Below are 22417 nucleotides of genomic sequence, written 5' to 3'. Positions count from 1 at the left end.
ATACACAAAGATTTATTCTAAGAAATCTTTTAATTGCTTAGAACGGGATGGATGCCGTAATTTACGTAAGGCTTTAGCTTCAATTTGCCGAATACGTTCCCGCGTAACGCCAAAGACTTTACCGACTTCTTCTAACGTCCGGGTACGACCATCATCCAAGCCAAACCGCAACCGTAAAACGTTTTCTTCCCGATCAGTTAAGGTATCTAAAACATTTTCCAGCTGCTTTTTCATCATTTCGTAAGCCGCATGTTCAGCTGGGCTAGTTGCATCTTGGTCTTCGATAAAATCTCCTAGATGCGAGTCATCCTCTTCCCCAATTGGTGTTTCTAAAGAAACAGGTTCCTGGGCAATTTTCAGAATATCCCGCACCTTTTGGGTTTCCATATCCATCTCGGCCCCAATCTCTTCCGGTAATGGTTCCCGTCCAAGATCTTGCAATAGTTGACGTTGGATTCGAATTAACTTATTAATCGTTTCCACCATGTGAACTGGAATCCGAATCGTCCGGGCTTGGTCCGCAATCGCCCGGGTAATGGCTTGCCGAATCCACCAAGTAGCATATGTCGAAAATTTAAAGCCTTTCCGGTAATCAAACTTTTCGACGGCTTTCATTAGCCCCATGTTACCCTCTTGAATCAGATCCAAGAATTGCATTCCCCGACCAACATAGCGCTTGGCAATGGAAACCACCAACCGTAAGTTGGCTTCGGCTAATTCTTGCTTAGCCACTTCATCCCCTTGCTCAATCCGTAAAGCCAGTTCAACTTCTTGATCAGCCGTAAGTAAGGGCACGCGACCAATTTCTTTTAAATACATCCGCACCGGATCGTTAATTTTAACATTCGATGGGGCTGACGTATCCTTACTAGCACTATTTGATAGTTTTTCCGTGGCTTGTAGGGCACGTGGATCTGGATCTCCATTTTCATCAACAATGCTAATTCCGGAATCTTCAACATTTTGCATCAGTTGATCAATACCGTCCGCATTCAATTCAAATGGTTCGGCTAATTGGGTAGATAATTCACTATATTTAATTTCTTTGGCTTGCTTGTGTTCACGGATTAACTTCCCAACCGCTTTATCATAAGCTGATTGATCAAATTCAACCGCGTTTGAAATAACTAGATCTTTATTTGTTTTCGCCATACTTAATTAATCTCCTTTGCCTTCGCCTGTTGTTGCTGCTGATATAAGCTAATCAATTCTGTTGTTAATTGTGCACTTAATGTTTGATCATTGAGAGCGGTGGCCTCTTTTAATTCCGCCTGTTTTTGACCTATAAGATCTTCAATGGGAGCTTCTGCCTGCAGGACATGAACGCAATCATCGACCATCTCATCGGTAATTTCATCTTGAACCACTAATTGCTCGATCTCAGCTAAAAGGGCAATTAATTCTGGTTGATCCTGCAAAAAATTAATCATATCACCCGTCAAATAATCAGCATGCGCTTGTAAATAAACCTGTATTTGTTCAAATAGTTGCTGATAATTATCATCTGGAAAAGTAAAATCAGTTAACCCTAACAAATGACCACGCCATTCGGGCTGATAAATAAACCAGTAAATCAGCAATTGTTCAGCTCGTTGAACCCGGTTCACAAGGGCTGGCGAGGTGCTATTAATCGTTTCCGTTCTATGATTAAAGTCGCTAGTCGACTGTTCTTGCTGCGGCTTCGTTTCCTTTGGACGTGATCGTTGTGCTTGTTGCTCAACTTGGGATAATTGTGCCGCTAAAGTCGCTTGATCTAAATTAAATTCATCTGCTAACTGTTTGAGATATAGATTCTGGGCCACTGGTTGTTCAACTTGGGCAACCACCCGAATAGCCGTATCAAGATATGAAAGTAATTCATTTTGATTTGCTAAATTCAATCCGCGGCGTAGATATTGCAACCGAAATGCCGTTGGTGTTTCTTCAGCATTAGCAAGATATTGCTGGAATTTTTCTGGCCCCCGTTGCTGAACAAACTCATCGGGATCTAACCCTGACGGCATCTGAACAACCTTCAACTTTAAAGTTGGGGCTTGATCAGTCAATAGTTGTAAAGCCCGCATTATGGCATTCTGTCCTGCATCATCACCATCATAACAAACCACTAACTCATTACTAATCCGCTGAATTGCTTGAATCTGTTCCTCAGTAAAACTAGTTCCCATCGAAGCAATTCCGCTTTTCACGCCCGCCCCATAAGCCGAAATAACGTCCATAAAACCTTCCATCAAGATTAAATGGCCTTCCTGCCGAACTGCACGCTTAGCTTCATCAAAATTGAAGAGGGTTAGTCGTTTATTAAAAATTGGGGTTTCTGGACTGTTTAAATACTTTGGCGCTTGATCATTGCCCTTAGCAGCCAATAATCGCCCCGAAAAAGCAATAATTTGCCCATTCGCATTCTTTATTGGGTACATGACCCGATCAACAAAGCGATCATGGAAGTGACCATCGTGGTCAGTGGTCAGTAACCCGGATTGGCGGACGACTTGATAATCAACCTGCTTTTCGGTTAAAAACTGCGCCAAAATCCCATGATCATCAGAGCTCGGTGCAAAACCAAGTTTAAATTGATCGATTAATTCCCGCGTCATCCCCCGTTGTTCCAGGTATTTAAGCGCTGGTTGACCCGCCTTCGTATTTACCAAAATATGGTGATACAAATCTGCAGCCAAATCATATGATTGATAAAAGGGCGCATTCGGTGATGCTGTTGATGGATCCCGCTGATTTAATTCGGGAATTTCAATATTGGCCATTTCAGCAACGTGCTGAACAGCCTCCGGAAAAGTCATCTCATGCAACTGTTGTAAAAAGGAAAAGACATTCCCCGTCCGGTGACAACTAAAACAATAGAAAAATTGTTTTTCTTCATTCACCGAAAACGAAGGAGTATCATCCTGATGGAAAGGACAATGACCCATTAAATTTCGTCCTTGCTTCCGCAATTGAACATCCTGCCCAATCACATCCGCAATATCAACTGAATTCCGAACTTGATCAATCACTTCGTTTGGTATCCGTGCCACGAAATCACCCCCAAAGGCAATGATATTGACTAAAGGCCGCTTCCAAATGGAATGCGACCTTTTTAACAATGTCATTTGTACCTATTCATACCTATAAAATATTACCATAGGTCAACACAAATGCCAAATAATTCAACTTATTTTACAATCAATAAATCCAAATCACCAAATTGGCCAGCTGCTTGAGCGACTAAAGTTAATTGGGCCAAACGATTATGCCGGATTGCTTCGTCTGGATCCATGATCATATTTTCCTCAAAATATTGACTAATAACAGGTTCTAATGCCATTAATTGTTCGAATTGATCATTCAATGAGGCTTGATCATCAAATTCGTTGAATTGGTCGAACAAACTTTGTTCCGAAGGGTTCTTAAACAGTTCTGGCTTAACTGTAACTTCATCGGTAGTTAAGGCTTCTTTCTTGGCTAACCGAATTACCCGCGTGATGGCTTCCATTTGATTCTTCAAATCATCATCACTTTGATGCTTAACTAAAACTTGAGCGGCATCAATGACAGCTAGGATATCAGGTTGCTCACTCGCACAAACTGCGTCCACAATGTCATGCCGAATTGATTGTAAACTAAAGAATTGTTTCAACCGGTCAACAAAGAACTGACGAACTTGGTCGTTATTTTCGGCAATATCAAACTTAGGATGTAGATCTGCTACAGTAAATAAAGCCGGTAGTTGGGGTTGTAAATCAAGTACTGGCAAGTGCCATTGTTGATCATTAATGATCCGAACAATTCCGTAGGCTTGGCGCCGCAAGGCATATGGATCGTTCGAGCCTGAAGGAATCATTCCGACCGCGAAGAAACTATAGATGCTATCTAATTTATCTGCAATGGCCAATAAAGCGCCGACCTTCGTCGCTGGTAAGGCACCTTCAGCCGAAATTGGCATATAATGCTCGCGAATTGCTGCAGCAACGGTTTCATTTTCGCCAGCTAACTTAGCATAAATTTCTCCCATAATTCCTTGTAATTCAGCAAATTCACCCACCATTTGGGTAGTTAAATCAAACTTATAGATGGCTGCAGCTCGCTTTAAATCCGCTTTTTCTTGATCACTGAAGTTAAGTTGCTCAGCAAGTGACATCGCGATTACCCCAGTACGGGCCATTTTTTCAGCCATGGAACTAATCTGATCATGGAACGAAACCCGATTTAACCGTTCTACGTATTGATCAATCGTGATTTTTTGATCTTCTTCATAGAAGAATTTGGCATCTTCTAACCGGGGAACCAGCACCCGCTCGTTCCCTTTGATCACATTATCGAGATGATCAGTATTCCCATTACGAACCGCAATGAAGGCTGGTTGCAATTGCCCCGCTTGGTTGCGGACGCAGAAGAACCGTTGGTTATCCTTCATGGAGGTGATTAAGACCTCTTCTGGCAATACTAAGTATTGTTGATCAAACTTCCCGGCAAAGGAAGTTGGCCACTCAACTAGGTTATTAACTTCTTCCAGTAATTCTTCATCCCAATCTAATTGCCATTGATGCTCATCGGCAATCGCTTGAATTTGGTCTTTAATTTTCGCCTTTCGTGCCTTAGGATCCGCAATTACAAAATCATTTAATAAGGCTTCTTCATAATCACCGGCGTTAGTTAGTTCGAGATCATGACCTAAGAACCGGTGTCCTTTGGTTAACCGATCAGCAGTGACATTTAAAATCTTAAAGGGTACGACAGCATCATCAAGCAATGATACTAACCAGTGAATTGGCCGAATATAATCCAGCTTATATTCCCCCCACTTCATTAAGGTTGGGAATGTCATGGCCGTAATGACTTGATCTAAACCAGCAAGGACGGTCGCTACGGATTCACCTGGAGTATGTTTATTAACAAAAACATATTCCGTTCCTTTAACTTCTTGGAATTCAATATCTTCTACCGAAACCCCTTGACCCTTGGTGAAGCCAATCGCCGCTTTACTCCAATTGCCTTGATCATCCAAAGCAATTTTCTTCGCCGGTCCCTTCACTAATTCGTCAACATCTGGTTGCTTGTCAGAGAGACCTTCAATTTTCAAAGCTAACCGGCGAGGCGTCGAAAAGGCTTTGATCGTTTGGTATTCAATTCGTTGATCTTTTAAATAATTTTCAACCCGACTTTGGAGCTGGTTCATGCTTGGTGTCACCACATGCGCAGGCATTTCTTCCAACCCAATTTCTAGTAAGTAGGTATGTGCCATGATTATTGATCCCCCTTCTTGGCATTTCGCTTAGCTTCTTGTTCCGCTTGTTTTTGATATTTTGCTAAGACGGCTTGACGCTTGGCTTCATCATGAATCAATGGGAATCCTTGTTTCCGTCGTTCTTGAACAAAGGCTTTGGCCACTGATTTAGCCATGATCCGAATGCGATGCAAGTAACCAGCCCGTTCCGTAACGGAAACCGCTCCCCGTGCGTCTAGTAAATTGAAGGTATGACTACACTTCAAAACATAATCATAAGCCGGATGAACTAAACCTAAGTTAATTAAGCGTTTAGCCTCCGCTTCATAATCTTCAAAGAACTTCAGCAACATATCCTGATTGCTTTCTTCAAAAGAATATTTCGAATGCTCGTACTCTGGTTCTTTAAAAATGTCACCATAATATACGCCATCAGCCCATTCTAAATCATAAACTGAATCGACATTTTGGATGTATTCGGCTAACCTTTCCAATCCATAAGTAATTTCTGCTGCCACAGGATCCATTTGCAGTTCCCCAACTACTTGGAAATAAGTAAATTGGGTCACTTCCATTCCATCAAGCCAAATTTCCCAACCAACACCAGCACAGCCCATCGAAGGATTTTCCCAGTTATCTTCAACAAACCGAATGTCATGCTCAAGTGGTTCAATCCCTAATTCACGAAGGCTCCCCAAATATAATTCTTGAATATTCTCTGGAGAAGGTTTCATTAACACTTGGAATTGATGGTGTTGATATAACCGGTTTGGATTGTCACCATACCGACCATCAGCCGGTCGCCGTGATGGTTCAACATAGGCCGCATTCCACGGTTCTGGTCCAATCGCCCGTAAGAAGGTATATGGACTCATGGTCCCGGCCCCTTTTTCGTTATCATATGCTTGCATTAACATACAACCCTGGCTCCCCCAGTATTGTTGTAATTTAAAAATTATGTCTTGAAAAGTTAATTTTTGATCCATGTCTTACTCCCTTCAGACCCATTGTTCTTAACGATTTGTTTTACAATTAAAAATCCCTGTAATGAACAAGTACGTTCATTACAGGGACGAATTAATCGCGGTTCCACCCTGCTTTTTCGAATTAATCGAAACAGCTTGATTTCAAGTAACTGTTGAAGTGCCATGTCTATGCTAATCTCCTCATCAGTCTTTCACCATCACCGATTCGCTTTTCAGGACCATTAGCCTTCTTCTTCGTCATCGTTACAAATATTAAACTGAAACTATCATAGTCAATCTAAGTAGGTTTGTCAATTTGATCCCGACTTTTTTTCAGTTCGGCCGTCCAATGATCCATTTCACGGAGAAACCGTTTGGACTTTAAGCGCATTCCAATTTGATCATCATAAATTTTATCCAGTGCCCACGTCAACTGTTTGCGGATGGGGTCGGCAACTGATACCTGACCGACCTTTGCAAGGTTTAAATGGGCAAACAACCTTAAGTAACTAATGGTTCTTTGATCTAATCGGAACCGATGTTCATCAAGTGCCCAATGTTGACGACACAAAATGCCCCCATAGCTCTCCGAATAATCAAAGGGACCTTGATCGTTCCCACAAATAACGCACCGATCCCATTGGGGGGCAATGCCCAGCAAATTTAATAACTGAACTTCTAAAACATTCGTTATGATCTGCGGATCGCGACCTTGATTTATTAAATCTAAGGCCGTTGAAATTTGCTGATACCAGCCACTAATCCCTACCCCTTCTTTAAAGGCTTGATTTACTAGATCCAAAAGATAAGTAGCATAGGCATTCCGGTCAAGATCATTGACAATTCCCTGATATTGATGGGTTTCACCCGCGCTAACAATATAACTAAGACCGTCATCATTAAATAAACCGACATATTGACCATGTGTGAAGGGTAAAATATCAGCCGCCATTTTGAACCCTTTGCGTTGTGCTCCACGGACAAAAAACATTACTGGTCCGCGCTGATTGGTTAAGATTTTGACCAACATGTCTCGTTCCCGGTAGGAGCGTCGATTCATAATTATACCTTGGAATGGTTCGTTGACGCGCATGATCTACACCTCATGATTCATGAAGAACAATTAATAGTCAGTTGACCGATAACCATAATCTTTTAACATTGCATTTTTATCGCGCCACCCGGGAACTACTTTTACCCAAAGATGTAAGTAAACCTTGTCTCCAAGCAAACGTTCAATGTCTTGGCGGGCTTGGGTGCCGATTTCTTTTAACATGGACCCCTTCTTACCAATAATAATCCCCTTTTGTCCAGGTCGCTCCACGATAATATTCGCATCAACTTCAATCGTTTCTTCATTATTTCGCTTGATGGAAGTCACATCAATTGCGACCGAATGTGGTACTTCTTGACGAGTTAGCAGAAATACCTTTTCGCGAATCATTTCCGCGACCACAAATCTTTCCGGATGATCAGATACTTGATCGGTCGGGTAATATTGAGGACCGACTGGTAGGTTATCTACTAATTCATCAATTAAGCCGTTGACGTTATTCCCTTGTAATGCTGATACTGGGATCACTTTCTTAAAGGGTAAAGTGTCATTATATTGAGCCACGATCTCTGGAAGGTCATTCGGATGAACTTGGTCAATCTTATTAATTACCAAATAAATTGGCTGTTGAACCTTCTTTAGTCGTTCAATAATAAAATTATCTCCTGGACCGCGTTTTTCGGTCGCACTAACGACAAAGAGAATCGCATCTACTTCATCTAAGGCTGAAAGCGCCGAACGCTCCATAAAATCACCTAATTTAGTTTGTGGTTTATGAATTCCTGGAGTATCAATAAAGACAATTTGAGCTTCATTAGTGGTATAAATCCCTTGAATTTTGTTTCGTGTTGTTTGAGCAACATTACTCATGATTGCAACTTTTTGCCCGACAACATAATTTAAAAGGGTCGACTTTCCAACATTAGGACGCCCAATAATCGCCACAAATCCAGAGTGAAAATCTGCTTTTAATGTATCCATATTTACCTCAATTTTAATTTTAGATTAGATGATTACCAAAGATTAGCAAACCAACAATAATGGCAAAGCCAGCCAGTAATAAGACTAATCCGGCTGCCATATCTTTAGCTAGCTTAGCTAAGGGGTGATATCGATGGCCAACCGTCATGTCAACTAAAGCTTCCACGATGGTGTTAACCATTTCACCGGTGATCACGAGAAAAATCGCCAAAAGGATCCATAACCATTCCCAAACTTGCAAGCGAAACCAGCAGGCGACAATTATAACTGCAACTGTCGCCAACAAATGAAAACGCATATTACGTTCGTGCTTAACTACCGCAATAATGCCATCCCAGGCATGATGAAAGGCTTGGCGGAAGGTTTTATTTTTGTTTAATTGATGTTTACCGTTTGAGTCCATATTTCGTCAAAATTTCCTCTTGTAACCGAAATTGTTCACCATGGTCATCAGCTCGTTCATGATCATAACCATTCAAATGTAAGAAACCATGAACCAACATATAACCAAGTTCTCGTTCTTCAGAATGATCTAGAAACAACGCTTGTGATTTAACCTTATCAATCGAAACAAATAGATCCCCCAATTCTCGTGGGAGCTCCGCTTGTAATTCGGCAGGGAGCATCAGATCATCATCATCTTCAATTGCAAAGGAAATTACATCCGTAGATCGATCAATGCCACGATATTCACGATTGATCTTTTGCATCTCGGGATTATTGACAAAAGTCACTGACATTTCAGCATTAGCCGCAATCGATAATTGGTCAGCCGCAAATTGCAGAAGTTTTTCGGTTTCATCTAGTTGTTCATCTGTCACCTGACCATTAGTATGATCATATATTACTAGTTCCATTTAGGACTCCTTTGGAGTAGACTGTTCGGCCTCATAGGCGTTAATGATCTTGGCTACAACTGGGTGCCGCACGACATCACCAGCCGTAAAGTGAACGAATTCAATCGCGTCAATTCCCCGCAAAATTTGTTGGGCGTTGACTAAACCACTTTTTGCTCCACGTGGTAGGTCAATTTGTGATATGTCACCATTCACGACCATCTTGGAACCAAAGCCCAGTCGGGTCAAGAACATTTTCATTTGCGCATTGGTAGTATTTTGAGCCTCATCTAAGATGACAAAGGCACCATCTAAGGTCCGCCCCCGCATATAAGCAAGGGCTGCAATCTCGATGACACCGCGATCCATTAGCCGTTCGGTGTGGTCAGCGCCCAGAATACTATTTAAGGCATCGTAAATAGGGCGTAAATAAGGATCAACCTTCTCTTTTAAATCACCCGGAAGAAATCCTAGGCTCTCCCCCGCTTCCACGGCGGGGCGGGTTAAAATGATCCGTTCCACTTCACCCCGTTTTAAAGCTGCGACGGCCATTGCAACAGCTAAATAGGTCTTCCCAGTCCCAGCAGGTCCAATCCCAAAAGTCACATCACGTTGCTTAATCGCATGGACATACTGCCGTTGGCCAAAGGTTTTGACGCGAATGGGATTACCTTTGCGGTCTTTAACAATGGTTTCCCGATAAAGGTCACCAAAATACTCTAAGGTCCCCTTCTTCGCCATTTTCATCGCACTCACAATATCAGTGCTCGAAACCTTAATCTGTTGGTCAAGTAACTTTACCAATTCCCCTAAAACCGCTTCTGTTTGATGAACAGCCTCAGCTTCTCCCGTGATGGTCAATTGATCCCCAAACGGGCTCATTTCGACCCCCATTCCTTCTTCAAATAAAGAAACAAATTGATCCTGAATGCCCAATAAACCGACTTGTTCTTCGGGTTTTGATAATTTAAATTGCACTGAAATAGTTTCCGTAGCTGTCAAATGTGCGATACTCCTTTACTTTAGTTAACTTCATTATTTTACGATGAATCATGATGGGATTTCAAGATATGCGAAAGCCTTCCATCCAAACATACAAAAAAGCTGGATCATTCTCCAGCCTCTAATCATTATTTGGAAATATATTTGACTAATTGGGATAGTTAAATTAACTCAAAGCCGCTTTTACCGTCTCGTTAACTAACTTGCCATCCGCTTTACCTTTCACTTGTGGCATCACAATTCCCATGACTTTTCCCATGTCACGCATACTTTCCGCCCCACTTTGTTCGATTGCAGCTTGAACAATCTGGGTAATTTCTTCCGCCGTTAACTGTTCTGGTAAATATTTTTCCACCACTGCTAATTCATGCTGTGTCTTTTCCACAAGATCAGTTCTGCCAGCACTTTCAAACTCGGCTAATGATTCTTTACGTTGTTTATATTCCCGTGATAAGACCGCATTTTCATCATCGGAAGTTAAATCATGCCCTAAACTAATTTGTTCGTTAGTTACGGCCGCTTTCAGCATCCGCACTACACTTAAGGTTTCTTTATCTTTAGCCTTCATGGCCGTTACCATATCTTGGGTTAATTGTTCTAATAAACTCATTTTGGACCTCCAAATTGTTAATAGTCATATTTTAACTTTCATCATCTAAAGCTTCAACATCTCTTAAGATCCGATCCATCGCATTGGTGCGAGTTGAACTAAGCTGATCAAGTTTCTTACTAGCATCATTGAGGTGTTTTTGCGCTATGGTAAGAGTTTTAGTATAAGAATCAAATTCCGCTTTAAACTTCCCTAGAGTTTGACTAATTTTTTGTGCATTTTGCTCAATTGTTAGTGTTTTAAAGCCCACCGATAAGGCATTTAAAATGGCCGCAATTGTCGATGGTCCCGTTACAATCACATTTTCTTGCTTACGTAGCTCTTCCACTAGCTGAGCGTTCCGGACCACTTCCGAATATAAGTTTTCTGTTGGTAAGAACATAATCCCAAAATCAGTCGTTTGGGGAGGTTGAATATACTTGGAATTAATATCTTGAGCAAACTTTCGAATCTGCTGCGCCAATGCCTTGCGTTCCTTATCAACTTGCTCGCGATCCGAATTGTCTAAAGCTGTTTGAATTCGTTCATAGCTGTCTAAAGGAAATTTGGAATCAATTGGCAACCAGACCGTTTGTTGATGCTCTCCAGGCAGCTTAATCGCAAATTCTACCCGATTTGATGAACCCGCAATTGTCGGAATTTCTCGTTCATATTGCGCACTAGTTAAAATATCTTCAATGACATTTCCCAGTTGAACTTCCCCCATTATCCCCCGTGTTTTGGTCCCGGAAAGGGTTTTGTTTAAGGAGGCCACATCTTGAGAAAGGCTTTGCATCTCACCAAGACTTTTATTCACACTCTCCAATTGTTGATTAACGTTGGCCATGCTTTGTTTTAGACGGCTTTGAATAGTGGATTCTAATTTTTCTTCCACCGTTTGCCGCATGCGTTCCAATTGTTGATCGTTATTTTGTTGGATTTGCGTTAATTTTTGATCAATGGTTTGTCTCAACTGTTCGTTCTCTTGCCGATTTTGATATAACTGATTCGAAACATCTAAATTTCCTTGGGGACCTTGCTTAAGTTGTTGCAAGATATACCAAATTCCGGCCAGGATCACTATAGTGAGAATTAAAATTAAAAATTCCATCCTTACCTTCCTTTCACATAAAAAAACTCCCGTCTAAGTAGACAGGAGTTTTCATCTTAACGACGACGCTTGTTCTTACGCTTCCGTGCCGCTTCAGACTTTAACTTACGCTTAACACTAGGCTTTTCGTAGTATTCACGCTTCCGGTATTCTTGAAGAGTCCCGTTCCGTGAAACAGTACGCTTAAACCGGCGAAGAGCATCATCTAAAGATTCATTCTTACGAACAATAGTTTTTGACATAATTGATTTCCCTCCCTCCGGTTTTAGATTAGTACGCGGAATTACAAATTCCTTCAAATACTTTTTTATTATAGATAATTCCACCTAGAACGTCAATCAAAAATTAAGATTTATTGAGATTTTATTAGGCTTGTTTTACCAGATAGTCTAACAACTGATTCATAACTAATTGGTTCTCCGCTGGGACTCCATGGTCAATAATCTCCTGACCACTTTGGTTTAGAACGGATCCATCGGCATAGTCACCATCATTAGCCACCATTTCCCGGACGTTATCAATTAATGGTTCCAAATGGAACTGTAACCCAATGACATAATCCTGATAGATAAAGGCTTGTTCCCGTAAGTATTTTGACGAATAAAGTAGTTGCCCACCCTCAGGAATCGTAAATTGTTGTTGATGCCAATGTAAGGGGGTAACTGTCGCTGGCAAATCAGGAATGACATCGCTTTGCTTCGTAACTTCTAACCACCCTACTTCTTTGGCAGGCGCGTCTTTAACCTCAGCCCCCAAAATCTTAGCCATTTGCTGAGCTCCAAAACACATCCCTAACATTGGTTTGTGGGCATCCATAAGCTCTTTAATCAATTTTCGTTCATCTTTAATCCATTGATCGGAATCATTAGGACTGGCTGGACAACCCAGCACAACTAACAAATCCGTCTCGTCCACCGTCGGTAATTTTTGAAAATCATTGGGATGATAAACCGTAACGATTGCCCCATGATCATGGGCCCAATTCATCACTGAGCCTGGTCCTTCATCACTAACATGTTGTAAGACATTAACTCTCATCTTGATTACTCCCTTCGAGGTCAACCTTCAAGTGAAGATCTTCTAATTGATTTAATTCTACTTGACCTGGCGCACCAGTCAATGGTTCAACTGCTTTCGAGTTCTTCGGGAATGGAATTACATCCCGAATGCTTTCTGCTTGAGCTAAGAGCATGACCCACCGGTCTAAACCGAAAGCCATTCCTCCTTCTGGCGGCATCCCGTTTTCCAGGGCGTTTAATAGAAAACCAAAGCGGGCTTGGGCATCTTCTTTAGAATAGCCGAGCGCCTTTAAAACCTTTTCTTGCACTTCAGGGTTGTGAATCCGCATTGATCCACCCCCAATTTCATTTCCATTTAAGACAATATCATAGCTTTGGGCATGAGCCTTATGTGGATCTTCTCCTGGCTCTAAATAATGTAAGTCTTCTTCATTTAGCATCGTGAAGGGATGATGAGCAGCAATCCAGCGATCAAAGCCTTCGTCGTATTCAAACATTGGCCAGTTAACCACCCACAGGTAATTCCATTGATCAGGGGCAATCAAGTCTAATTCTTGAGCAATGGCTTCCCGCAAATATCCTAAGGCGTCACAGACGACATTAAAACTATCCGCCACAAATAAAATTAAATCGCCGGTTTTTGCTCCCAATCGTTGATTAATCGGCGCTGCTAAATCATTAATAAATTTAGCAATCGGTCCATTGTAACCATCATCCGTCACCTTCACCCAAGCGAGCCCTTTGGCATGATAACGCTTGATAAACTCTTCTTTTTTTGTAATATCCTTACGTGAGTAAGCGTCGGCCCCACCAGGGACACAAATAGCCCGGACATAATTACCAGCCGAGACGGTGGACGCGAAAACTTTAAAGTCACTATCAGCTACCAGATCGGACAAATCATGAATTTCCATCCCAAAACGAGTATCGGGTTTGTCAGAACCATATCGATCCATTGCCTCTTGCCATTCCATCCGCGGGAAAGGCGTCTGGACTTCGACATCTAAGACTTCTTTCATTACCCGTTTGATCAATCCTTCGGCTACTGTTTGGATTTCTTCGGGAGTTGCAAAACTCATTTCAGTATCAATTTGGGTAAATTCGGGTTGACGATCGCCTCGTAAATCTTCGTCACGAAAACAACGAGCAATTTGATAATATTTGTCAATCCCGGCCGCCATTAGGAGCTGTTTAAACAATTGTGGTGATTGGGGAAGTGCATAAAAATGGCCTGGATAAACCCGCGATGGCACAATATAATCACGGGCCCCTTCTGGCGTCGAAAGAGTCAGATCAGGTGTTTCAACGTCCATAAAATCATGGTTATCATAATAATTATGAACAACTGCCGTTACCTTACTCCGTAATTTCATGTTTCGCATCATCTCGGGACGCCGTAAATCAATATACCGATAACGCATCCGCAAATCTTCAGCTGCATCAACATTATCAACCACTTCAAACGGTGGAGTTTGTGATTTTGCTAAAACATTAATTGTTTCAACAATCACTTCAATCTTCCCGGTTGCAAGATCAGGATTAATTTCAGAACGTTGACGAACCGTTCCGTCAATTTCAATCACATCCTCATTTCGACAATGACTAGCGGTTTCAAATGCCGCTTTATTTTCTTGTTCATTAAAAACTAATTGAACAATTCCTTCCCGATCACGTAAGTCGATAAATAATAATCCACCAAGATTCCGCCGCTTTGCGACCCATCCCTTTAACACTACCCTTTGACCAAGTTGGGATTCATTAGTTAATCCAGCATAGTTTGTTCGTTGCATAATTTCCTCCTTGATAAAGAAAAGCACCCTTGAATAGTTCAAGGGTGCTTTTAGCACGGTACCACCTTTAAAGTTGCTACTTAATAACGCGAGTTCCTCACGGGATAATCCAAGTCTCCAAAGGGGTCACTGATTATTTTTCAGATAGCCTTTCACCAATCGCTATTCGCTTCACAGGTCCATAATCATCAATCTTTATCATCAACTAATTTATTTACTTCATCGATTACAATACTGTAGTCGATGAAAAAAGTCAATTCATCTCTAAAATTAATAGGCATTCTATATTAAAAATCGATATAATAGAAATATTAGATTGCGGAGGGTCCCATGCAGAATCGATTAACATTTTTCCAAAAATATCACCGTCGCCTTCCAGGATGGATCATCTCATTAATAGCAGTTTTGATCGCCCTTGGAATAGTAATTAGTCTAACTAACCCATCATTGGGCCAGCAGACTGTTCAAATCAACCCCAAGACTATGACGGTACGACAGGGACCCGGTATGAACTACCAATCGATCAATTTAAGCCATTCTACGAGTGGTCAAGTCATTAAAACTACTAATGGTTGGAAACAAGTTCAACTAAGCTCCGGTAAACAGGTTTGGATTGCTGGATGGTTATTACAGGCGCAAAATCTCCCTCAAAAAACGAACCTTACTGGCGCAACGATTGTGATTGATCCTGGTCATGGTGGTAATGATACGGGAGCTACTTACGTGACCAATAGTCAAAATCCCTCTTATTTTGAAAAGACTTATACTTTTCAATTAGCCAAAAAAGTTGCTCAAGCTCTTCAAAAGCAAGGAGCGCGGGTCTATTTAACTCGTAATAAAGATGAATATGTGTCCCTCGGGGCGCGGACCCGCCTAGCTGAACGAGTTCACGCTGACCTCTTCATTTCTTTCCATTTTGACTCATCCCCAAGTGAAAATGAGGCTTCTGGATTTACTACTTATTATTATCACCGGAAAAACCATAGCCGAGCAATTGCAAAGGCGATTAATAAGGCTTTCAACAATCTCCCCTTAACTAATCGGGGTGTTGATTTTGGTGATTTTTATGTCCTCCGGGATAATAAACAACCCGCGGTGCTACTTGAAATGGGTTACATTAACTCAAGCAAAGATTATCAACAAATTAAATCCGCTAATTATCAGCAAAAAATTGTAACAGATCTAATTTCAGGATTAAAAAATTATTTTAAATAAAGATGAGACTGGTAATGGGAATCAGCTTTCCCTTCACCAGTCTCATTTTCGTATCTTTACTTTTCATAAATAATGGTAACCGGCCCGTCGTTGATTAACGAAACCTGCATATTAGCTCCAAATTTACCCGTCGCTACCGGAATCCCAGTAGCCGCTAACCGATGGTTAAAGTCGTCATATAGTTGGGTTGCCTGCTCAGGTTGCGCAGCTTCCGTAAAACTTGGACGGTTCCCCTTTTTCGTATTAGCATAAAGCGTAAATTGTGATACCGAAAGAATCGAACCCTGAACATCCTTCAGACTCAAATTCAGTTTGCCGGCTTCATCTTCAAAGACTCGTAGATTGGTAATTTTATGTACCAAATAGTCTAAAGTTTCATCATTGTCATCAGGTCCAAAGCCAACTAAGAGTAAAAAACCCGTCCCAATTTTGCCGATAACCTCTTCATCAACCGTAACTTGGGCTTGTTTCACCCGTTGTAAAACTACTTTCATGCCTTCTCCTATCGAATAACCCTTCGGACCTCATAAACATTCGCTAAATTCCGGAGACTGTTCATTATTATCTCCAGTTGTTTGGTAGATCGCACCCCAACGGTCGCATTGATCGTAGCCACATTATTACTATCAACTTTCCCGTTAATCGAATTTAAGTAGCGCGTATTATTGTTAATCGCCCGTAGAACTTCATTAACCAACCCAGATTGATTATCACCAACCACCATAATATCAGTATCATAGGTGGTTTGGTCCCCTGCTGGGTTTTCCCAATAAACCGTCACGATCCGTTGACCAGTTTGTTCAGCATGTTTAATGTTCGGGCAATCCTCCCGGTGGACAGAGACCCCCCGTCCCATCGTTATATAACCCAAAATTTTATCGCCTGGAACTGGCTTACAGCATTGGCTAATCCGCGTTAACAGATTGTCGACGCCTTCAACGATAATGCCATCGCCACTACTCTTGGGCAATTTTTTCTTTTTTTCTTCTTCAGCCGGTTCTAAAGTTTCATTATTCTCCAGAATGGCTTGGGCTTTTGCTTCGGCGGCCCGCTTCTTCTCTTCGCGCCGAATATCTTCAGTAAAGCGATTCCGTGCTCCCATCGGCGAAATATCACCGAAACCTACGGCGGCAAATAATTCATCCGCCGTGTTATAGTGCATCCGCTCAGCCACCCGGGTAGCTAATTCATCGGTTACGATTTTTGATGGATCAAAGCCAGCTTCCCGGACTTGTTGTTCAATTAAATGACGACCATCCTCAATATTCTTCTGACGATCATGCATCCGGAAGTATTGGCGAATTTTATTTTTAGCGCGACGGGTAGAAACTAGGTCTAACCAGTCATGACTAGGATGCGAACTATTGGAAGTAATAATATCAACAATGTCACCATTTTTGATCTCATAATCAAGGGGAACGATACGACCATTAACTTTCGCCCCCGTAGTTTTATTACCAACTTCGGTATGAATTTGGTAAGCCATATCCAGTGGCCCTGCCCCATATGGCATTTCAATCACATCGCCTTTCGGGGTAAAAGCGTATACCTTATCAGCAAAAATATCGCTTTGGACTCCTGACATAAAGTCATCCGTATCCTGGCTTTCGTTACGCATCTCAATAATTTCTTTTACAATATTGAGCTTTTGACTATCGAGATTTTGCTTTATGCCGTCCGTTTTACCTTCTTTATATGCCCAGTGAGCTGCCACCCCAAATTCTGCCACTTCATGCATTTCATGAGTCCGGATTTGAATTTCTAATGGTTGTCCTCCTGGTCCAATAACAGTGGTATGCAGAGATTGATAACCATTAACCTTTGGCATCGCAATATAATCTTTAAACCGGCCTGGCATTGGTTTCCAATTAGTATGGATTGCACCCAGAACCGCATAACAATCCGGGACCGTATCAACCACTACCCGGATGGCTAACAAATCATAAATTTCGCTAAATTGTTTATGCTTGTTAACCATTTTACGGTAAATGGAGTAAATATGCTTAGGCCGCCCATAAATTTCAACATTGCCCTGTAAATTTAACTCATCCACCGCTTTTTGGACAACTTCAATCGCGTGATCAATATAGTCAACTCGTTGTTCCCGTCGTGAATGCATTAAATGAACAATCGTATAGTATTGTTCAGGATCAATATAGCGTAAGGAGAGGTCTTCTAACTCCCACTTCATGGTACTAATTCCCAGTCGATCCGCAATGGGCGCATAGATTTCTAAAGTCTCCCGCGAAATCCGCTTCTGCTTTTCTTCACGGAGAGAATCTAGAGTTCGCATATTATGTAACCGGTCAGCTAACTTAACAATCATCACGCGAATATCTTGACTCATGGCCAGCAAGAGCTTCCGGTGGGTTTCCGCCATTTGTTCGCGATTAGATTTATAATGAATTTTGCTAATTTTGGTATCGCCATCGATGATTAGGGCAATCGTCCGCCCAAATAAAACCTCGATATCATCAAGTGTTGCCCCAGTATCTTCAACTACGTCGTGCATATATCCGGCGCAAACTGTTTCTGGATCCATATGGAGCTTGGCTAAAATACCAGCAACCTGAATGGGATGAACAATATATAACTCACCCGATTTACGTTTTTGTCCATTATGACAAATCATGGCAAATTGGTAAGCTTTTTCTACTAATTGAACATGCTCATCGTTCATGTATGAAGCACAGATATTCCGGACATCTTCATGAGTTAAATTCTTCATTTTTGACATCTTAATCACCTGCTTTAGTTTGACTACGCTTCATCGACCATGCCAAATAAGAGATCGCTAAATAAACAAGTGGTAAATACAAAGTATATCTTGCTCCAAAGAACAAGACTGCCACTAAAAAGCAAAGAGGAAAAACTAATAATTGCCAACCGCGAGCATGCGAAGCTAAATGAAAACCTAACCAAATACACGTGATTATATTAACAATGATAAAAATTCCACCAACCCGGATCACTGAATTAATAAAAGGTAGACTATAAGCCAGCCAGGTTACTATAAACCCTAATCCAGCACCAATTATCCAAGTTGATCGATCCATCATTCGTGTAAGTTGTTTCAATTTCATTCTGACCGCTTCCTCGCATTGAAGATATATAGATTATTAGATTAATTTTATCATAATTAAAGCTCAGCATAACACTTTGCTTACTTAAATAGTTCTAATTGATAAGAAATTGCACTCATTAAATATAAAGGTGCCGTTTCAGTTCGTAAAATTCTTGGACCCAAGCCAACTGGTTCCACCTGATAAGTAGCTAATTGATCAATTTCTTGCTGGGTTAGCCCACCTTCTGGTCCAAAAATCGCTAATAGTTCTTGACCAGCCTGCGCTTTTTGTAAATTCTTCACTAGGGCCTTTGTTTCGCCTTGCTTAGCAGATTCTTCCCAAGCCACCAATCGGATATCAAAATCCTGTTGACCAAAAACATCTTCTAATTTTTTTACATATGTGACCCTTGGCTGAACAATTCGATGAGCTTGTTCCGCCGCCGCATTAGCAATTTTTTGTAATCGTGCCAGTTTTTTAACTTCTTTACCGTTGGTCCAATGGCTCACCGACCGCTGAGCTTCAAAAAAGATGATTTGATGAGCTCCTAATTCCGTGGCCTTTTGCACAATCATCTCCGGTTTCTCCTTTGTCTTGGGAAGTCCACAAGCAAGTGTAACCTTCAGGGGCAATTCAACCTCATTGGGAATCGTCTCTAATAATTTAGCTGTTCCCCGATTTGCATCAACTAACTCCGCCAAATAAACATTTTGGTGATTAACCACTAACTCAAACTGCGTTCCGACTTGCGCTCGCATCACATCAATTAAATGATGACAAGTATCAGGAGTGAGCTGAATAGTGCCTTCAGTCGAGGGTGTTGAAATAAAATAGCGTTGCATTTAATCTTCGTCCTCAGCCGGTTTATGAGCAATAATTCCATACCAATCTTTCATTCGTAAAGTCTGATCGATTTTAAAACCTTGCTTGATCATCGTATCCCGGCATAACTCAAACTTATCGCTAATGATTCCCGAAGTTAGGAATTTTCCACCTGGCGTTAGATTTTCAAAAGCCTGTGGAACCAAGGGGACAATTATTTCCGCTAGAATATTAGCTACAATCAGATCTACTTGAGTATGAATACCATCCAATAAACTATTTACCCCCAAAAGTGATGCCTTGGGCCTGTGGATTTAATTCAACGTTCCGGCGCGCCGAGTCCACGGCGACTTGATCAATATCATAGGCCCTAACATCACCGGTCCCGAGTAATTTTGCTGCGATTGATAGGATTCCAGATCCCGTCCCAACATCGATCATCCGCTCGCCACCCCGTAAAGAAATTTCCAGGGCTTGGAGCATTAACTGAGTTGTCGGATGCGTTCCAGTCCCAAAGGCCATCCCTGGATCCATAAAGATAATTTTTTCACTGTCATGTGCTTGGTAAGTCTCCCATTGTGGAACAATCGTTAACTCGTGAGTAACCCGAACCGGATGATAATATTTCTGCCACTCTGTCGCCCAGTCAGTTTCATCAACTGGTGCAAAAGTGACTTTAAATGATCCTGGATTAAGACCAAATTCATTCAATTTGGCGACCCGTGTTTTAATTTCATCAATTAATTCTGGTCCAAATTGATTCGGTGGGAAGTAACCGGTAATGGCGGCTCCACTTTGGCGGTGTTTTAAGCTTTCGGGGTCAACAATTTCGCCATATGGACCATACTTTCCTGGTTTTAAATGAGCATAATCAGCCGCATCTTCGACTTGAATCCCCTTGGCTCCCGCATCCGTTAATAAGTATGAAACGGTCTCGACCACTTCACTAGTAGTTTCTACAACAATTGCTGTCCATTGCATATTCTTTCCTCGATGATATTAGTAGCAAAAAAGCGACCTCCGGAGAAGTCGCATCGGCGCCATTAATTTATAGATCCGCATTTATCTCATGATTCTTATCTAAATGAAGTTGAAGATAATCAATCAACTCACTTTCGCTCTTAAAAATTCGCGGATGATGTTGACGATGTAAACGCACGTCAATTTCATTGATTTTTAAGCGGCCTGTCCAAGTATGAGAATACCGAATGATTACCCGGTTATTTAGCTTACGCTTTCCAAAACGGAAAATATAAACGTGTTCAGGGCCAATCATTGGTCGAATGTATTCTTTTTTGTAATTAATATCATTGTCTCGCATGAATTGCTTGGTCCGATTTAACACGGTAATCACCTCCTATGGCCTTATTCAATGATTATTCATTTTAGCATACCTCATACCAATTGACAAAGCTTATGCCAAACGAATTTAAGAATAACTTAAACCATAATTCATATCTCAAATGCTAAAATATTTATACCAAAATAAATGGAGGAATTTGAATGACCTTTTTAATTGCTTTAGCAGTTCTCTGGATTTTCTGGAAACTCTTAAAATTCTCATTTCGGCTGCTTTGGTTATTGATTATCATTGCTTTAATCGCAACTTTTGTGAAAGTTTTACTTATTCCCGGACTAATTTTAATTGCCGGTCTCTTAACACTTTCATATTTCCATTCGTGAATGGTATAATTAATTCGAACAACAAATCACATATTTATTGGAGGATTAATTTCTTATGTCAATTTCACGCCAAAAGGTTGTCTTAGTCGGAGACGGAGCAGTTGGTTCGGCTTACGCTTTCGCTATGGTACAACAAGGGATCGCGGAAGAATTTGCAATTATTAACCACACTCACGAAAAAGCAGTTGGGGATGTACTTGACCTTGAGGATGCCACAGCATACACTCACAACAAGAAGATTTACGCTGCTGGTTATGACACTTGTAAGGATGCCGACATTGTCGTTTTAACGGCCGGTGCCGCTCAAAAGCCAGGTGAATCCCGTCTTGAATTGGTTAGTCGTAACCTTAAAATCACTAAGGATATTGTGGATCAAGTTATGGCATCTGGTTTTGATGGGATTTTCTTAGTGGCAGCAAACCCAGTTGATATTCTAACTTACGCTACCCAAAAGTTCTCTGGTTTACCAGAAAAGCGGGTAATCGGTTCTGGAACATCACTTGATTCAGCTCGTCTTCAAGTTGCTCTTTCAAAAGTCTTTGATGTTCACCCAAGCAATGTGATTGCTTACATGTTAGGTGAACATGGTGATACTGAATTTGCTTCATTCAATAACGCTACCATTGGTGGGGTGCCATTGCTTTCATTAGCTGAATTTAACAATGTGCCAATGGATCAATTGAAGAAGATTGAAGATGAAGTTCGTCATAAGGCATACGAAATCATCAACCGGAAGGGTGCCACCTACTATGGGGTTGCCACTTCCTTGGCACGTATCACGCGGGCCATCTTACGTGATGATGATGAAATCCTTCCCGTTAGTGCCCCAATGAACGGTGAATATGGCTTGAATGATATTTACATTGGTACGACGGCCGTTATTAACCGGACTGGGATTTGTGAAGTCTTCGAATTACCATTATTTGATGAAGAAGCTAAGTCGATGGCTCATTCAGCAGCCGTTCTTAAAGAAATCACTGATAATGGGATGAAACAACTCGAAGCAGAAAACTAGCATATTTTAACTAAAGACCAAGCATTGAAGTGAACCCTTAAAGTTGGACACT

22 protein-coding genes and 1 pseudogene are annotated in these 22417 nt (G+C 41.3%); 3 read left to right on the top strand and 20 right to left on the bottom strand.

The window, feature by feature from the left end; all coding sequences use genetic code 11:
- Positions 1-12: 12 nt before the first annotated feature.
- The 14 genes from rpoD to aspS form a co-directional block, all read right to left on the bottom strand.
- The gene (rpoD, locus tag FC60_RS07420) at positions 13-1152 is read right to left on the bottom strand and encodes an RNA polymerase sigma factor RpoD (protein ID WP_007121652.1); all 1140 of its coding nucleotides are present in this window, start codon (positions 1150-1152) and stop codon (positions 13-15) included.
- A gap of 2 nt (positions 1153-1154) precedes the next feature.
- Positions 1155-3029, bottom strand: coding sequence for a DNA primase (gene dnaG / locus FC60_RS07415; RefSeq protein WP_056937796.1), 1875 nt, complete (start codon positions 3027-3029; stop codon positions 1155-1157).
- A gap of 137 nt (positions 3030-3166) precedes the next feature.
- The gene (gene glyS, locus FC60_RS07410; protein ID WP_056937780.1) at positions 3167-5236 is read right to left on the bottom strand and encodes a glycine--tRNA ligase subunit beta; all 2070 of its coding nucleotides are present in this window, start codon (positions 5234-5236) and stop codon (positions 3167-3169) included.
- A gap of 2 nt (positions 5237-5238) precedes the next feature.
- On the bottom strand, positions 5239-6204 hold the full coding sequence (gene glyQ / locus FC60_RS07405; protein ID WP_056937779.1) for a glycine--tRNA ligase subunit alpha: 966 nt from the start codon (positions 6202-6204) through the stop codon (positions 5239-5241).
- A 277-nt stretch (positions 6205-6481) separates the two neighbouring features.
- Positions 6482-7279 (bottom strand): DNA repair protein RecO, encoded by a 798-nt coding sequence (recO, locus tag FC60_RS07395; RefSeq protein WP_056937777.1) that lies wholly within the window; start codon positions 7277-7279, stop codon positions 6482-6484.
- A 27-nt stretch (positions 7280-7306) separates the two neighbouring features.
- Positions 7307-8218: a GTPase Era gene (gene era, locus FC60_RS07390; protein WP_056937776.1), complete on the bottom strand. Its 912-nt coding sequence runs from the start codon at positions 8216-8218 to the stop codon at positions 7307-7309.
- A gap of 19 nt (positions 8219-8237) precedes the next feature.
- Complete coding sequence (locus FC60_RS07385) at positions 8238-8621, bottom strand: diacylglycerol kinase family protein (protein WP_056937775.1); 384 nt, start codon at positions 8619-8621, stop codon at positions 8238-8240.
- Positions 8605-9075, bottom strand: a complete 471-nt coding sequence (ybeY, locus tag FC60_RS07380) for an rRNA maturation RNase YbeY (protein WP_056937774.1) — start codon at positions 9073-9075, stop codon at positions 8605-8607. Before ybeY ends, FC60_RS07385 begins: the two co-directional genes overlap by 17 nt.
- Positions 9076-10056, bottom strand: a complete 981-nt coding sequence (locus FC60_RS07375; RefSeq protein ID WP_056937773.1) for a PhoH family protein — start codon at positions 10054-10056, stop codon at positions 9076-9078.
- A gap of 166 nt (positions 10057-10222) precedes the next feature.
- Positions 10223-10666 (bottom strand): GatB/YqeY domain-containing protein, encoded by a 444-nt coding sequence (locus FC60_RS07370; RefSeq protein ID WP_056937772.1) that lies wholly within the window; start codon positions 10664-10666, stop codon positions 10223-10225.
- Between the two features lie 31 nt (positions 10667-10697).
- Entirely contained in the window at positions 10698-11756 is a 1059-nt protein-coding gene (locus FC60_RS07365; RefSeq protein WP_056937771.1) for a DNA recombination protein RmuC, read from the bottom strand.
- 56 nt (positions 11757-11812) lie between these two features.
- Positions 11813-11998 carry a 30S ribosomal protein S21 gene (gene rpsU / locus FC60_RS07360; protein ID WP_040467807.1) on the bottom strand — a complete coding sequence of 62 codons (186 nt, stop codon included), beginning with the start codon at positions 11996-11998 and terminating at the stop codon, positions 11813-11815.
- Between the two features lie 124 nt (positions 11999-12122).
- Positions 12123-12794 carry a type 1 glutamine amidotransferase gene (locus FC60_RS07355; RefSeq protein WP_056937770.1) on the bottom strand — a complete coding sequence of 224 codons (672 nt, stop codon included), beginning with the start codon at positions 12792-12794 and terminating at the stop codon, positions 12123-12125.
- Positions 12784-14565, bottom strand: a complete 1782-nt coding sequence (aspS, locus tag FC60_RS07350) for an aspartate--tRNA ligase (RefSeq protein ID WP_056937769.1) — start codon at positions 14563-14565, stop codon at positions 12784-12786. Before aspS ends, FC60_RS07355 begins: the two co-directional genes overlap by 11 nt.
- Before the next feature lie 330 nt (positions 14566-14895).
- Here aspS and FC60_RS07345 point away from each other — a divergent pair, with 330 nt between their 5' ends.
- Positions 14896-15780, top strand: a complete 885-nt coding sequence (locus FC60_RS07345; RefSeq protein ID WP_056937768.1) for an N-acetylmuramoyl-L-alanine amidase family protein — start codon at positions 14896-14898, stop codon at positions 15778-15780.
- Between the two features lie 56 nt (positions 15781-15836).
- Here the strand turns inward: FC60_RS07345 and dtd are convergent, their stop codons facing one another.
- The 6 genes and pseudogenes from dtd to FC60_RS07315 all read right to left on the bottom strand — a co-directional run bounded on the left by dtd (position 15837) and on the right by FC60_RS07315 (position 20988).
- Complete coding sequence (dtd, locus tag FC60_RS07340; protein ID WP_056937767.1) at positions 15837-16274, bottom strand: D-aminoacyl-tRNA deacylase; 438 nt, start codon at positions 16272-16274, stop codon at positions 15837-15839.
- 8 nt (positions 16275-16282) lie between these two features.
- Positions 16283-18517, bottom strand: coding sequence for a RelA/SpoT family protein (locus FC60_RS07335; protein ID WP_007121667.1), 2235 nt, complete (start codon positions 18515-18517; stop codon positions 16283-16285).
- Between the two features lies 1 nt (position 18518).
- Positions 18519-18863 (bottom strand): hypothetical protein, encoded by a 345-nt coding sequence (locus FC60_RS07330; RefSeq protein ID WP_056937766.1) that lies wholly within the window; start codon positions 18861-18863, stop codon positions 18519-18521.
- Positions 18864-18943: 80 nt separating this feature from the next.
- The gene (locus FC60_RS07325) at positions 18944-19687 is read right to left on the bottom strand and encodes a 16S rRNA (uracil(1498)-N(3))-methyltransferase (protein ID WP_056937765.1); all 744 of its coding nucleotides are present in this window, start codon (positions 19685-19687) and stop codon (positions 18944-18946) included.
- Positions 19688-20648, bottom strand: a pseudogene (gene prmA, locus FC60_RS07320) (50S ribosomal protein L11 methyltransferase). It lies immediately after the preceding gene.
- Positions 20649-20715: 67 nt separating this feature from the next.
- Positions 20716-20988 carry a hypothetical protein gene (locus FC60_RS07315; protein ID WP_176662240.1) on the bottom strand — a complete coding sequence of 91 codons (273 nt, stop codon included), beginning with the start codon at positions 20986-20988 and terminating at the stop codon, positions 20716-20718.
- A gap of 182 nt (positions 20989-21170) precedes the next feature.
- Here FC60_RS07315 and FC60_RS07310 point away from each other — a divergent pair, with 182 nt between their 5' ends.
- Both FC60_RS07310 and FC60_RS07305 read left to right on the top strand, forming a co-directional pair.
- On the top strand, positions 21171-21350 hold the full coding sequence (locus FC60_RS07310) for a hypothetical protein (protein WP_040468088.1): 180 nt from the start codon (positions 21171-21173) through the stop codon (positions 21348-21350).
- Between the two features lie 55 nt (positions 21351-21405).
- On the top strand, positions 21406-22365 hold the full coding sequence (locus FC60_RS07305; RefSeq protein ID WP_007122140.1) for an L-lactate dehydrogenase: 960 nt from the start codon (positions 21406-21408) through the stop codon (positions 22363-22365).
- Positions 22366-22417: the final 52 nt, after the last annotated feature.

The sequence above is a fragment of the Limosilactobacillus gastricus DSM 16045 genome (genome assembly GCF_001434365.1).
GTDB classification, from domain to species: Bacteria; Bacillota; Bacilli; order Lactobacillales; family Lactobacillaceae; genus Limosilactobacillus; species Limosilactobacillus gastricus.
The sequence above is the reverse complement of the archived record's forward strand: the minus strand, read 5'-3'. Positions and strand labels throughout refer to the sequence as shown.

What these genes read in the sequence shown, in the direction of transcription:
- FC60_RS07335 (WP_007121667.1), bottom strand. Translation starts at nt 18,517, where the DNA reads ATGTCAAAAATGAAGAATTTAACTCATGAAGATGTCCGGAATATCTGT.
- FC60_RS07370 (WP_056937772.1), bottom strand. Translation starts at nt 10,666, where the DNA reads ATGAGTTTATTAGAACAATTAACCCAAGATATGGTAACGGCCATGAAG.
- FC60_RS07315 (WP_176662240.1), bottom strand. Translation starts at nt 20,988, where the DNA reads ATGCGAGACAATGATATTAATTACAAAAAAGAATACATTCGACCAATG.
- FC60_RS07365 (WP_056937771.1), bottom strand. Translation starts at nt 11,756, where the DNA reads ATGGAATTTTTAATTTTAATTCTCACTATAGTGATCCTGGCCGGAATT.
- FC60_RS07385 (WP_056937775.1), bottom strand. Translation starts at nt 8,621, where the DNA reads ATGGACTCAAACGGTAAACATCAATTAAACAAAAATAAAACCTTCCGC.
- rpoD (WP_007121652.1), bottom strand. Translation starts at nt 1,152, where the DNA reads ATGGCGAAAACAAATAAAGATCTAGTTATTTCAAACGCGGTTGAATTT.
- ybeY (WP_056937774.1), bottom strand. Translation starts at nt 9,075, where the DNA reads ATGGAACTAGTAATATATGATCATACTAATGGTCAGGTGACAGATGAA.
- FC60_RS07345 (WP_056937768.1), top strand. Translation starts at nt 14,896, where the DNA reads ATGCAGAATCGATTAACATTTTTCCAAAAATATCACCGTCGCCTTCCA.
- rpsU (WP_040467807.1), bottom strand. Translation starts at nt 11,998, where the DNA reads ATGTCAAAAACTATTGTTCGTAAGAATGAATCTTTAGATGATGCTCTT.
- aspS (WP_056937769.1), bottom strand. Translation starts at nt 14,565, where the DNA reads ATGCAACGAACAAACTATGCTGGATTAACTAATGAATCCCAACTTGGT.
- FC60_RS07355 (WP_056937770.1), bottom strand. Translation starts at nt 12,794, where the DNA reads ATGAGAGTTAATGTCTTACAACATGTTAGTGATGAAGGACCAGGCTCA.
- FC60_RS07310 (WP_040468088.1), top strand. Translation starts at nt 21,171, where the DNA reads ATGACCTTTTTAATTGCTTTAGCAGTTCTCTGGATTTTCTGGAAACTC.
- glyQ (WP_056937779.1), bottom strand. Translation starts at nt 6,204, where the DNA reads ATGGATCAAAAATTAACTTTTCAAGACATAATTTTTAAATTACAACAA.
- era (WP_056937776.1), bottom strand. Translation starts at nt 8,218, where the DNA reads ATGGATACATTAAAAGCAGATTTTCACTCTGGATTTGTGGCGATTATT.
- FC60_RS07330 (WP_056937766.1), bottom strand. Translation starts at nt 18,863, where the DNA reads ATGAAATTGAAACAACTTACACGAATGATGGATCGATCAACTTGGATA.
- glyS (WP_056937780.1), bottom strand. Translation starts at nt 5,236, where the DNA reads ATGGCACATACCTACTTACTAGAAATTGGGTTGGAAGAAATGCCTGCG.
- FC60_RS07325 (WP_056937765.1), bottom strand. Translation starts at nt 19,687, where the DNA reads ATGCAACGCTATTTTATTTCAACACCCTCGACTGAAGGCACTATTCAG.
- dtd (WP_056937767.1), bottom strand. Translation starts at nt 16,274, where the DNA reads ATGAAAGTAGTTTTACAACGGGTGAAACAAGCCCAAGTTACGGTTGAT.
- FC60_RS07305 (WP_007122140.1), top strand. Translation starts at nt 21,406, where the DNA reads ATGTCAATTTCACGCCAAAAGGTTGTCTTAGTCGGAGACGGAGCAGTT.